This is a genomic window from Pristimantibacillus sp. Z349TD_6, assembly GCF_056173205.1.
In genome coordinates, this window is record NZ_CM149662.1 from 4,182,743 (window position 1) to 4,196,030 (window position 13,288).

Annotated in this window: 9 protein-coding genes; 2 read left to right on the plus strand and 7 right to left on the minus strand. The window is 43.5% G+C overall.

All coding sequences use genetic code 11. The features are described from left to right. Positions 1 to 1,740: 1,740 nt before the first annotated feature. The 5 genes from AC0VYE_RS18215 to AC0VYE_RS18235 all read right to left on the minus strand — a co-directional run bounded on the left by AC0VYE_RS18215 (position 1,741) and on the right by AC0VYE_RS18235 (position 7,591). On the minus strand, positions 1,741 to 2,073 hold the full coding sequence (locus tag AC0VYE_RS18215) for a cyclic-phosphate processing receiver domain-containing protein (protein ID WP_076265823.1): 333 nt from the start codon (positions 2,071 to 2,073) through the stop codon (positions 1,741 to 1,743). Between the two features lie 28 nt (positions 2,074 to 2,101). After that, positions 2,102 to 2,932, minus strand: coding sequence for an Fpg/Nei family DNA glycosylase (locus tag AC0VYE_RS18220; RefSeq protein WP_475442487.1), 831 nt, complete (start codon positions 2,930 to 2,932; stop codon positions 2,102 to 2,104). Positions 2,933 to 2,970: 38 nt separating this feature from the next. Then, the gene (locus tag AC0VYE_RS18225) at positions 2,971 to 3,783 is read right to left on the minus strand and encodes a TIGR01457 family HAD-type hydrolase (RefSeq protein WP_475442488.1); all 813 of its coding nucleotides are present in this window, start codon (positions 3,781 to 3,783) and stop codon (positions 2,971 to 2,973) included. Between the two features lie 135 nt (positions 3,784 to 3,918). Next, a complete protein-coding gene (locus AC0VYE_RS18230; protein ID WP_475442489.1) occupies positions 3,919 to 5,220 on the minus strand; it encodes a ribonuclease H-like domain-containing protein in 1,302 nt (433 codons plus the stop codon). A 124-nt stretch (positions 5,221 to 5,344) separates the two neighbouring features. Beyond that, positions 5,345 to 7,591 (minus strand): DEAD/DEAH box helicase, encoded by a 2,247-nt coding sequence (locus tag AC0VYE_RS18235; RefSeq protein WP_475449632.1) that lies wholly within the window; start codon positions 7,589 to 7,591, stop codon positions 5,345 to 5,347. A 236-nt stretch (positions 7,592 to 7,827) separates the two neighbouring features. On the opposite strand from AC0VYE_RS18235, the gene AC0VYE_RS18240 reads away from it, so the two are divergent. Beyond that, complete coding sequence (locus AC0VYE_RS18240; protein WP_076265820.1) at positions 7,828 to 8,115, plus strand: autorepressor SdpR family transcription factor; 288 nt, start codon at positions 7,828 to 7,830, stop codon at positions 8,113 to 8,115. Continuing rightward, positions 8,112 to 8,723 carry an SdpI family protein gene (locus AC0VYE_RS18245; protein ID WP_076265819.1) on the plus strand — a complete coding sequence of 204 codons (612 nt, stop codon included), beginning with the start codon at positions 8,112 to 8,114 and terminating at the stop codon, positions 8,721 to 8,723. Before AC0VYE_RS18240 ends, AC0VYE_RS18245 begins: the two co-directional genes overlap by 4 nt. A 39-nt stretch (positions 8,724 to 8,762) precedes the next feature. Here AC0VYE_RS18245 and rnz read toward each other — a convergent pair whose 3' ends face one another. Together rnz and metH are read right to left on the minus strand one after the other, a co-directional pair. Beyond that, complete coding sequence (gene rnz, locus AC0VYE_RS18250; RefSeq protein ID WP_475442490.1) at positions 8,763 to 9,704, minus strand: ribonuclease Z; 942 nt, start codon at positions 9,702 to 9,704, stop codon at positions 8,763 to 8,765. Positions 9,705 to 9,803: 99 nt separating this feature from the next. Beyond that, positions 9,804 to 13,220: a methionine synthase gene (gene metH / locus AC0VYE_RS18255; RefSeq protein WP_475449634.1), complete on the minus strand. Its 3,417-nt coding sequence runs from the start codon at positions 13,218 to 13,220 to the stop codon at positions 9,804 to 9,806. Positions 13,221 to 13,288: the final 68 nt, after the last annotated feature.

Consider the following 13,288-nt stretch of genomic DNA (forward strand, 5'->3'; position numbering starts at 1 on the left):
GGGATTTATTCACCCTTGCCCTCGAGGGTTAACTCTAAACAATTACTACACCAACCCTACAAGCTTTTCGAACCCACCCAAACCCTCCCTTCCAAGGGAGGGCCCAAAGGGTTGCACCCTCTGGACACCCGCAACTCGACTAACGTTGGCGATAATCTGTGCAGATATGCTTGGCTTACTGTGGAGCGCTTTCGTCCCTTCGGGACACGCTGGAAGTTTGTTTGTTTTGTGTAAATGTTAATTGTGTCTTGATGTGTGAAAGCTTGAAGCCTTCTTAAATACAAACAATTACATAGATCAGAGATAATAAAAAACCATAGAAATGCCTGGAATTTAATTCCGGAACATTTTAGTACTATTTATATTTTTAGTCTTTGTTTGCATTATAACCGAATATGTCACATTTCGTGAAATTATTCGAGTAATTAACTCAAATATTATTTTTGCTAGTTATTATTCGAGTATAGCCATATGAACCATTGTTTTAGCCCATAAATAATGATTAATGGACAATGTCAGTGAAATAGATATAAAAACTAGACCTATTTCAACTAAATGAGCTCATAAAAACTAAATAAGACTAGAATATAGTCTTAAATCAGAGAAAAATAAATATTATTACTGCTTATTGTAAAATTGAGTACGAATAGAACTAAAATCTATACTTATTATCATCAAATCAATCGAATTACTCCAAATAGGTCTAAAAATTAGTCTTATGTGTAACTGGCTAAACAATATGTAGTTGATATTATTTATAAATCTATATCAATAAATAAAAACTGGTTATCCCACACAAGATCCTAATTGATAATGTAACATAATGAGATTGTTTATTAAGAAAAGGTGAAAGCCTCTCAGTGAAAGCATGTCCCAAAAGGACAAAAGCGTTCTTAACTCTAACCTAACTAATCAGCTCTGGTCAAACTTCCACTTTAGTCCAGCTGCTATCCAGAGGGTGCAAACTTTGATCCTTCTTGGGATGGTAGGGTTTGGGTGGGTTCGCATCTACCCTTGGGATTCCCCATCATTAGTGAAAGCGTGTCCCAAAGGGACAAAAGCGTTCGATGCTCTAACCAAACTCGCGAGCGTCGGTCAAGCTCCTACGTTAGTCCAATTGCAGGTGTTCATCGGGAGCAACCCTTGGGGCCCTCCCTTGGAAGGGAGGGTTAGGGTGTGTACGAAATACAATTGGAGTAACCTCTCATTAGTGAAAGCAAGTCCCAAAGGGACGAAAGCGTTCGATGTTCTACCCTAACTTATAAGCGCCGGTCAACCTCGCACGTTAATCCATTTTCAGGTGTCCAGAGAGCGTAACTGTCGAAGCCCTTCCTTAAAAATGTAGGGTTAAGGTGTACTCAGAGCCCCCTTCGGGTTCCCCATCATTAGTGAAAGCGTGTCCCAAAGGGACGAAAGCGTTCGATGCTCTACCCTAACTCTCAAGCGCCGTTAAAGCTCCCACGTTAGTCCAGTTGCGGGTGTCCAGAGGGTGCAACCCTTGGGGCCCTCCCTTGGAAGGGAGGGTTTGGGTGGGTTCGAAAAGCCTTTAGGGTCGGGAGTTTTAAAAATCCTCAAAGATTTCACTTTAAAAAAACTTTAAGGGTTTGGGTATAGTAGCCCTTAAAGGGTCTGGATTTAAAAAAACCTTAAGGGTTTGAGTGTAATAGCCCTTAAAGGGTCTGGGTTTAAAAAGCCCTTGAGGGTTTGAGTGTAAAAACCCTTAAAGGGCCCGGGTGCATATTATTGCCCAGCTATATTATTAATGAGAGCCTCCGGCATCGGACCATTGAACAGCTTGGTCTCTGCCGGCGCGTTCGTTGAAAGCATATGGTACATTTGCATGCGACCAGCGGCACTTGAGGTGTGTAAGTATATTTGGCTTGGATAACGACCCGTTTCAACAATGTGGCGCACGACTTCGTAGCCAGTCGGCTGTGACCAGCCTAAATCGTAATCAAGCGATAAAATATCAACTTCCTCAAGGTCAATCAGCTGCTTGCACTCTTCTGCGTTGCTTGCCAATACAAAACCTTTTGGACAAGTGCGATAATCGTCTAAATATACGTGAATCATAAATGAATCCCCCGTTCAACCGATAGACTCAAAGCGCGCTTAATCCCTCATCTTGTTGACAAGCAGGACAAGCATACGCTTTGCGGCCAGATACATCGATTTTCTCGATCTCAGCACCACAGCGTGAACATGGTTGACCTTCACGCTCGAAGACTTGAAAGTGATTCCGATGTTTTCCAGTTAAGCTATCTCCCTCAAAGAACGGATGCTCTCCCGTTCCACCTTGTGAAATCGCTTCCTTCAGTACATTATGCATCGCTGCATATAGGCGTTCCCATGCTTCGTTTTCTAATACCGGAACTTTAGTGTCAGGGCGAATTGCTGCTGCAAAACAAATCTCATCCGCATACGCGACAGCAATTCCAGAAATCACATTTTGGTCGCTAAGAGCGGTTCTGATCGCAACACGTTTTTTGGCAAATAGTGCAATGAAACGATCCAATGTCACTCTTTTGTCCAATGCATCTGGTCCTAGGCGTCCAAGTTTCCCTTCGACTTCCTTCACAGACAACAGCTGCAAATCATCCGCACGTAAACCGACTCCATACAATACGACTTCACCGAAATGCAGTTTCATCTGAACGTTGCGATCAGGTTTGTCAGTCTCGCTCCCTCTATACAAATAAGCCCCTTGCCCCAAATGAAGCAATAGACGTTTTCCATTATCTAAGTGTAATACTAAATGCAAACCTCTTCTTTCAACAAACCATACAACTTTACCAACAACGTCACGCTCAATTTGTTCTTCACTTGCTTGAAAAACTTTACCATTTGTTATCTCGATACCGGTAATTTGGGCGCCAGCGAATTGCTCCGCCAATAAAGCCCGATAATTTTCCAGTTCCGGCAATTCATGCATGAAAACTCGCTTCCTTCCTATTTTCTTCGTTATAAGTCTTAACAATCTCTATGATTAGATATATAAGAACGAAGCTCTTCTAAATGATTGCAAATGACAGTGGGTTTGCACCCTGCCTGCTCCATATAATACTCGATATTTTGCGCTGTTGTAAGCCCGGTCAGTACTAGAATCGTACCGCAGCCAGCAGCTGCTCCAAAAGCGATGTCTGTTGCCAAATTGTCGCCTACTACCCATGTTTCATCAGCGCTTAAGCCAATCGATCTTAATGAATAGCTCATAAGAATGGATGATGGTTTGCCTATGAGTATAGGCTCTTTGCCGCCTGCTGCCTTCAACATAGCTCCTATAGAGCCTGCTCCCGGAATGAGTCCATCACTGGATGGCAGCAGCAAATCAGGATTTGTCATAACAAATTCAGCCCCACTGTGAATATACCGAACGGCCCTCGTTAATCGCTCGTAAGTAAACGAACGGTCAATTCCTTGCAAAACAAAATCCGGTTGTTCCTCTGTAAGAATTAAGCCTGCTTCTTGCACAGCCTGTTTTAGTCCAGCCTCACCAACGACAAATACAGACGCACCTGGCTTAATTGAAGCGATATGCTCAGAAGCCGCTTGCGCGGATGTGCATACCTCTTCAGCAGCAGCTGGAATACCCATTTTCATTAGCCTTTCAGCTACCTCATCGGGTGTAGAAGAGGAGTTGTTTGTAACAAAGCGATATGGAAGCTTAATCTCTCTCAAATAAGTGATGAGTTCAGCTGCACCAGCAATTTGATGAGTACCATGATATAACGTTCCGTCAAGATCAATTAATAAGCCGCGCATGGCAGGCAGTCCAGTTGTCATCGTTGTTTTCCTCCCAAAGGTAAACGGCAGTCGCCACTATAGTGGTCAAGCTTACGTTTTCAGTTGAAAGATAAGCTATATAGTTGAGCTACAGCTGTCTGTTTACGCTTTTATCCTATTTTAAAAAGTAGCTTCTTAATGAACATGTTTGGTTGATTTGCGGCGCAGCCTAGCTATTCGATTACGCAAAGCATCGAGCTCCGCTCTTTTTTTGGCATCAGGCCGAATGATCTGCGATTGATGCAGTGCACGTTCAAAAGCTGCATTCGCATATCCTAAAGCTGACTCAAAATCTTTGATCTTATGCTCATAATACATGGCAAGCTCAATGCTTGCTTCATGGGCAGCAGATCCAAAATGATTAGAAGAATGAATAATAGCCTTCTGCCACAATAACACAGCACGATTCCAATTTCCAGCCTTCTTGTCCCGCGCGGCAAGCATGACTAGTGTAGAAGGTTTTGAGTTCTCTTCCTTCATGGCTAAATCGAATAAATGATCAGGAAGCTCCATTTTACCCATACGCTCTAGCCAAAGACCTGTGCGCACCATCTCCTCAGGCTCATCGGGCAACGGAATATATAACTTAATCGTTCCGTTTAACAAATGACCAAATCGAATCGCTAGACAAGCTAGGGATAACATATCTATTTCGTTATGGCGAAAAACGCCCTCAAGCGGTGCTGGATCTCCATTCGCCAGAAATTGAAAATAAAGCTGAGGAGCGAGTGAACCTGGAACGTCATCCTCCCGGTGAATACCGAGCCGCTCTTCTTCAACATGGCTCAATTTACACGAAACGAGCGTATTACGCCATATCGATCTTGCAGGATGCAAGAAATCAAGATGCTGAGGCTCCCACATTTTTTGGCCAAGTCCATTCATAATAAAACGATTTTGAACGAGCGGCCAATCGAAGGTTTTTCCGTTGTAAGTGGACAAAAAAGTATAATCGTTCAGCTTCCCCATCAAATAATGAAGCATTGCCCGCTCTTCAGCAGGATGCCTGATCAACGCTTGCTCGATGACAAATTGGTCCTTTGACAAATAGCCTATGCCAACCATGAAAGGAACGTTCCCTGCTCCAACGCCTAAACCTGTCGTTTCCAAATCGAGAAACATGATTTGTTCCGCAGATGTTAATGAATCAGGATGAAATGCTGATAAGGCAGGTGCAGCCTCTTGCAGCTCTACTAATGCATGATGACCATGGCGATAATCTGACGGATAAATGATTTTTCGGAGCAAAAAGCTTCCAATTTCATTCGTAACCAGCTTGACATCGAAGGTCTCCCACACGGGTGAAAGCCATTCTTCATCATCTTCCGGCTGTTGTACCATCTTCTCTTCAGTGGCAGGAACCACCGCCGCTGGCTGGTTCTCTTCCTCACGAATGTTTCCCCGCAAACGATTCATTTTATCGCGTAATAAGCTCATCGTTTGCCCTCCGCTTCATTAAGAAGATAACATGTTTGCTTTCGTACACCAATCTTATGAATCGGTCCAAGCGGAGCGCGATGAGCGAACTGTATTTCGTAATTGCTAATATAATCCTTCATAATCATAATGACCTCAACAGATCTAAGCTTGTTTGTTTTGCATGAATCCCATATATTTCAGTGCCAATACAAGACGGACAACCATCTTCGCATGGACATTTTCGGATTAATTTTATTGCCGCTTCTTTTACTTCATCAAACCGTTTATAAACGTCCTCGGCTAGTCCAATGCCCCCAGGGTAATGGTCATATATGAAAATCGTAGGAAGCTGCGTATGCTCGGCCCTGATTTGAGAAACGACATGAATATCATTTCGGTCACACATCACATGAATAGGTACAATATGCCTAAGCACGTTCGCTATTCCAAGAAGCAGTTGTTCTAGTGTTTTTGTTTCAATCGCTGGGTCTACCTCTTTCAATTCTATCCAGGTCGCGCTGGTATGCAATTCATCTTCCGGTAGATTTACTTGGCCGTATCCGATATTTTCAAAACTCGTCAATCGAATTTTCTTAAACAGCGTTGCGAGAAAATTTACTACAACATCTCCATATATTATGGATGAAGATCGCTTGCTCTCAATCCTATCCTCTGCTAATACTTTAAGTTTTACCGCTAGATTCGCGTCTGTATAATACTCTACATCGACTTTTCGAACATAAGCCTTCTTATGCTCCCAGTCCAGCTTTTCAACTTGGAATTGTACACCTTCATGTAAATAAATGGCTTCATCATGCAAAAGAGTCATAGCGCTAAAACGGTCCATTTCCCCAATGATTTTCACGTTCGCAGTTTCTGACTGGTCGATGATAACTACATTTTCCTGTGCGGCAGAACGCAGACTTACCTCACTAGCTGGAAAAGCCAGATTAGCCCAATAAAACGTATCAGCTGCTTGAGTGAGTACCCGTTCTTCTACCAGATACTCCAATATGTCTACTATTTCTATTGAACCGAATTGTTCTCCCTTTTTAAATGGCAGCTCATAGGCGGCACAACGAACGTGATCAACTAGAATGAGCAAGTTTTCTGGATTGATTCTAGCGGATTCTGGGGATCGATCAAAGAAGTATTCGGGGTTTTGGACAATATACTGGTCAATAGGCGTATTGCTTGCTACCATTAATACAAGTGCTTCCCCATGTCGTCTTCCAGCTCGTCCAGCTTGCTGCCATGTACTTGCAACGCTTCCTGGATAACCTGTCATAATACAGACCTGCAGCTGTCCAATGTCTACACCTAGTTCTAAAGCATTTGTGCTGACCACGCCTAATATTTCGCCATTTCTTAATCCTCTTTCAATTTCACGTCTTTGATTTGGCAAGTAGCCGCCACGATAACCTCGTATGGATTTAGTGCCGATTTCATTTTTAACCAGTTCCTGTATATGGCTTAAAATAATTTCTACTCTTACCCGGCTGCGAGCAAAAACAATCGTCTGTATTTTGTTCGTCAAAAATTCCTTCGCTAACTGATTAACCTCTACAGTAGAGCTTTTTCGTATATTGAGCGGTTTATTTACAATCGGCGGGTTATAAAAAACAAAATGTTTCCGTCCTCTTGGAGCGCCGTTATCATCAATTAATCGCATAGGATTCCCTGTCAATTGTTCTGCTAGTTCCTTAGGGTTGGCTATTGTGGCAGATGTACAAATAAACAGTGGATCGCTACCATAAAACTTGCATATGCGTTTGAGCCTTCGAATGACATTCGCTACATGACTTCCGAATACGCCTCTATACGTATGAAGCTCGTCAATAACGATATATTTAAGATTGCTAAATAAACTTACCCATTTTGTATGATGCGGAAGGATAGCGGAATGCAGCATATCGGGGTTCGTGATGACGATATGTCCTACATTTCTTACAATCGTTCGAATAGCAGGCGAAGTGTCGCCGTCATAGGTAAAGCTTTTAATATCAATTCCCATTTCGTTTATCATTTCAGTTAATTCACTTTTTTGATCTTGCGCAAGAGCTTTCGTTGGGAATAAATATAAAGCTCGACTGCCGTCGTCTTCCGCTATCGCTTGTAACACTGGAAGGTTATAACAAAGCGTCTTTCCAGAAGCGGTCGGAGTTACAGCGACTATATTTTCACCTTTACGTATCGTTTCGTAGGCTGAGTGCTGATGTGTATATAACTGCTCTATTCCTCTTTTTGCGAAAGCCGATTTAATTCTTGGATCGACGCTTTCTGGCAGAGATTTTGTTTTTGCCTCTTGAGGCTCTATTTCAGTCCAATTTATAATATTTTCATTGGCTCTTAAATTTTGGATCATTTCTGAAAGTGATTTCTTTTTTATCATTTCTTAGCACCTCACTATACCCTATATATTAGCGAATATCTGTTCCCTTTACTAGTCTTTAGTTCTGGATATATAGTGCCAAAGAAAAACTGTTAACTTGCCATAAACTTGTTGACGTCGCACCTATCAAATTGACACACGAAACAAAAACCAATATAGTAAATTTATATTATAATTAGATGGTTGTTTAAATATCTAACGACTTCAAAAGTCAGCTGGAAAGGACAGCTTGCATGTCAATCAATTTAGCCTTTAAGGCACTATCTGACCCTACTCGCAGAAAAATTTTAGAACTATTGCGAGAACGTGACTTAACTGCTGGAGAAATAGCCGACCATTTTCAAATGACTAAGCCCAGCATCTCTCATCATCTTAGCTTGTTAAAGCAAGCAGACCTTGTATCCGATGAACGGCAAGGCCAGCATATTTATTATTCACTTAACACAGCTGTCTTCCACGACTTAATGGACTGGATGAATTCCTTTCAACAGAGCGAATCCGAAGGGATTGTAGAGAAATGAAAGCAAGTATCTTCTCTTGGATTATTGTTGCCATTGCATTAGTCGCGAGCATCGTAACCTATCCCGATTTACCCGAGCAAATGGCAATTTACTGGGATATGAACATTGAATTCGATGGATTGGCGCATAAAGCATTTACCTTGCTGCTTTTACCAGCTTTTATGGTCATCTTAATTGTCATCCTTCCAAAAAAACATGCTTCCCAAAATCAAAAGCCTAATCTTCACACGGTTCAAAATGTAGTCTTGATCAGCTTGCTCGTGCTTCACGGTGTTACCATTGCATCTGGTTACGGACTCATTATTGATATCACCAAAGTCATCATCACTATCATTGGTATTATTTTCACAGTGGCAGGCTTGTATATGCCACATTTTCAACCAAACAGCTATATTGGAATAAAAACCGTTAATACGCTTGGCAGTGAAGACGTTTGGAAAAAAACACATCGAGCAGCATCCAAATTTTATGTGGTTGGCGGATTGCTGATGATTGTCTCGTCTTTTATTCCAAACCCTTACCAAATGTTCATATTTTTCGGTATTGTTGTCATCATCGTATTAGCTTCTGTATTTCTATCCTTTCACTTTGGCAAAGATAACAAATAAAGCAAAAACGCGAGGAAATCCTCACATTTTTGCTTTTTTTTATCCTGTATGAGTCGCACGTTTTATTTCGATATGTAAAAAATCTGTTGCTGCTGTGACAGGTGAGAAGTGTACGCCAGCCTCTTCTTCAAGCTGTACAAGATCCTCATTGCTATAGCGTCCGCTAAAATGGGTCATCACCAGCCGCTTGGCGTTTGCTTTAACAGCTGTTTCTGCCGCCTCCGCCGTCGTACAATGTCCAAACTCATGTGCTTTCTCTTCCATGCCTGCAGCAAAGGTCGCTTCGTGAACGAGCAGATCAGCATCTTTCGCTAAGGTTATCGCATTATCACATGGCTTCGTATCACCAAGCACTGTGATTACTCTCCCGATATAAGCAGGGCCGGTAACATCCTCAGTGTGAATGAGCAATCCGCTCGGAGATGTAACCGACTGCCCTCTTTTTAACGCCCCGTATAGCGGACCTGCTTCAATCCCATACTCCTTCAGCTTGTGGACGAGCAGCTTGCCGGGCTGATTTTGTTCAGTTACGCGATAGCCGAAGCAAGTCACTCGATGCTCAAGCGGCGCTACTTCAACCTTAAATCGATTATCCTCAAAAACAACACCTTCATTTCCCGTTAATTCGTGGATAATGAGCTCATAATCGAGCTGCGTAGCACTAATCGCAAAGGTTGTCTCAATATAGCTCCTAATTCCAACAGGACCAAAAAGCTGTACAGGTGTGATTCCGCCATCGAAAGAGCGACTGCTGAGCAAGCCAGGCAGCCCATAAATGTGATCACCATGCAGATGTGTAATAAATATGTATTCAATCTTATTCAGTTTAAGCGGTGTTCTCATAAGCTGATGCTGCGTTGCCTCTCCAGCATCGAATAACAGTAAACTGCACGTTGGCTCAGGAAGCTGCAGCGCCACGGCTGTTACATTGCGATACTTCGAAGGTCTTCCTGCGCCCGTTCCCAAAAACCACATATTCATATTATTATCCACCCCTGCGGCCTCGACTTCTGGAATTGAAACGAAGAGCCCTCTCAAGCTCGTTATTACGAACGCTCAAGGGCTCTTTGTTATTATACGCTATAGCTTCTCAACATTAAAATATTGTGCTTCTGGATGAGCGAATACCATTGCAGATACGGATGCCTCTGGCTCCATCATGCAGCCTTCAGTCAATTCGACGCCAATATCTTGAGGTCTCATCAAATCGAACAATGGCTCCTGATCCTCCAGGTTTGGACATGCCGGGTATCCGAACGATACACGAATGCCTTGATAACGAGCCCCATGACGCTGTTTCATCGTCATCTCCGCAGGATCTGGATAACCACAGATATCACGCATAATATGGTGGACACGTTCTGCCATTCCTTCTGCAACCTCAAGAGCTACGGACTGAAGTGCATGCGAGCGCAAATAATCGCCGTTATCCTTCCATTCATTCGCAATTTCACGAATGCCGTGTCCAGCGGTTACGACTAGGAAACCAACATAATCCATAACGCCGCTTTCCACTGATTTCAAGAAGTCAGATAAGCATAGGTAAGGCTCCACCTGTTGACGGGGGAAGGTAAACCGCTTAATTTCCTGACGCGGGTCCACTGGGTTGTAAATAATTATATCATTGCCTGAAGACTGCGCTGGGAAGAAACGGTACATTCCGTGGGTTTTTATAATGCCATCGGTTGTTCCTTTTTGCAATATTTCATCAACGGTAGCTTTAAGCTGCACTGCTTTTTCATTGCCATCCTTCAATAATTGATCAACATTGCCTTTTAGTCCGAGGTGATGACCAAGCAGCATCTGCATGTTGACATAAGGTATGACGTGAGGAAGCGGTACATCACGCAGAATATGCCGATCCAAATCCGGCGGCGTAAATACAGGCGCATCCGGTGAAATTTTGGAACGAACAGCCCGCGTCAATTGCGGCAATGGTTTCTTCTCTTCTTCGTATACTCCGCCAGACGCTTTAAAGGCGGCCATTTCATCTTCAAGCCGTGATCGATGCTCAGGGTCCATTAGCTTGTTGGCGATATCAAGTCCGTCCATTGCATCCTTTGCGTATAGAACAAGTCCATCATATTCTGGGCCAATTCTCGTTTTCGTAAATTTCCGTGTCAGCGCCGCGCCGCCAACAAGAATCGGTGCATCAATGCCGGCTGTACGCAAATCCTGCGCCGTAATAACCATTTGCTGTGCGGATTTAACGAGCAAACCAGACAAACCGATGGCATCGGCCTTCTCATTGCGATAAGCTTCAATTAATTGCTCAGGCGGTACCTTAATGCCTAAATTTATAATTTTGTAACCGTTGTTTGATAAAATAATTTCGACTAGATTTTTTCCGATGTCATGAACATCGCCTTTTACGGTAGCCAAAATAATTTTACCTTTGACGGAGGATTCATTTTTTTCCATAAATGATTCAAGGTAAGTTACCGAAGCTTTCATTACCTCAGCGCTTTGAAGCACCTCTGCAACGATGAGCTCATTGCCATTGAACAAACGGCCAACTTCCTCCATCCCGCGCATTAGCGGCCCGTTTATGACTTCCATCGCCGTATATTTCTTCAACGCTTCATCCAGATCCGGGATAAGCCCCTCTTTTGTACCTTCGACTACGTAGGAGCCTAAACGTTCCTCAAGCGATAGATTCGAAATCTTTTCTTTCTTCTCTACCTTCTTGTCACGGAATGCGGCAACGAACGCAGCAAGCGACTCGTCCGTCGTGTTATAAATTAGCTCTTCAGCCAGTTGACGCTCTTCATCAGGGATCGATGCATAACGCTCCAGCTTCTCAGTATTTACAATGGCATAATCTAGCCCAGCTTTTGTCGCATGGTACAAGTAAACCGAATTGAGTACTTCCCTACCTGAATCTGGCAAACCGAAAGAAATGTTGCTCAGACCTAAGATCGTTTTGGCACGCGGGAACTTCTCCTTGATCATCCGAATTCCTTCCAGCGTCTCAACAGCTGAACCGATATATTGCGGATCACCCGAGCCAACAGGGAACATATTGGGGTCAAAAATAATATCTTCCGGATTCATCTTATATTTCTGAGTTAGAAGATTGTAGGAACGTTCCGCAACTTCCATCTTCGCTTCACGCGTTACCGCTTGGCCGCGTTCATCGATTAGAATCATAACAACTGCTGCTCCATAACGATGGATTAATGGCAAAATCTTCTCAAACTTGGATTCTCCATCCTCCAAGTTAATGGAGTTAATAATCGCTTTACCTTGCGAATATTTCAGACCCAGCTCAATAATATGATCATAAGTCGAATCCAGCATAAGCGGTGCTTTTATTTTCTTTACGACTTGCGGCAAAAATTGATGTACCGCATACGCTTCATCAATATCGGTATCCTGCAAATTGATGTCGATGACATGGGCGCCGCCCTTCACCTGTGCACGCGCAATCTCAGAAGCCTCGTCAAACTTCTCTTCCTTAAGCAGACGTTTAAACTTCCGCGAACCGGATATGTTTGTTCGTTCCCCGATCATGATCGGGCGATTTTCCGGTTCAATAAATACCGTCTCTATACCTGAAACCGCATCTGGATGCTCGCCCATCTTCGTGCGCGGAGCATACTTCGCCATGGTTTCAGCCATCACTCGTATATGGTCAGGTGTCGTTCCGCAGCAGCCGCCGGCAATGTTCAACCAGCCCTGTTCAGCGAATGCTGACATTTTCTTAGCCAGCGACTCTGGAGATTCATGATAATGCCCGTTCTCATCCGGCAAGCCTGCATTTGGATAACAGCTAATTGCAGCGTTTGCGATTTCACTCAGTGTCCGCAGGTGATCCCGCATAAACTCAGGGCCTGTCGCGCAGTTGAGCCCGATGGAGATCGGCTTCAAATGCTCTAACGAAATGTAGAACGATTCGATGGTTTGACCAGCGAGCGTCGTTCCCATCGGCTCAATCGTACCCGAAATCATAATCGGCAGCTCTTTGCCAAGTTTGTCAAAGGCGTTGCGAATACCGATGCTGCCTGCTTTGACATTAAGCGTATCCTGTGAGGTTTCAAGCAATAATGCATCCACATCAGCTTCGATTAAAGCAAGCGCTTGCTCATAATAGCTCTCGACGAGCTCATCGAAAGTTACCCCTCCGGTTACGGATAAGGTTTTCGTCGTTGGTCCAAGTGCGCCAGCAACGTAACGAGGCTTGTCTGGCGTGCTGTACTTATCACATGCATCACGCGCTAATTTTGCAGCTGCTAGATTGATCTCTCTCGCTTTTTCAGGAATATCATAATCATCGAGTACAACGCTCGTCGCACCAAATGTATTGGTTTCCAAAATATCTGCGCCAGCCTCAAGGTACTGCTCATGAATAGACTGTATAACGTCAGGACGTGTCAGTACGAGTATTTCATTACAACCGTCCAGCTCCGCTCCACCAAAATCATCTTCAGTTAATCCAGCTTGTTGAATCATCGTGCCCATTGCGCCGTCCAAAATAAGTATGCGCTCCTGAAGCATTTGTTGTATGGTCGGTTTTGACAAAATACTACACCCTTCCCAAAAATCATTAACACATAGTTTATCAG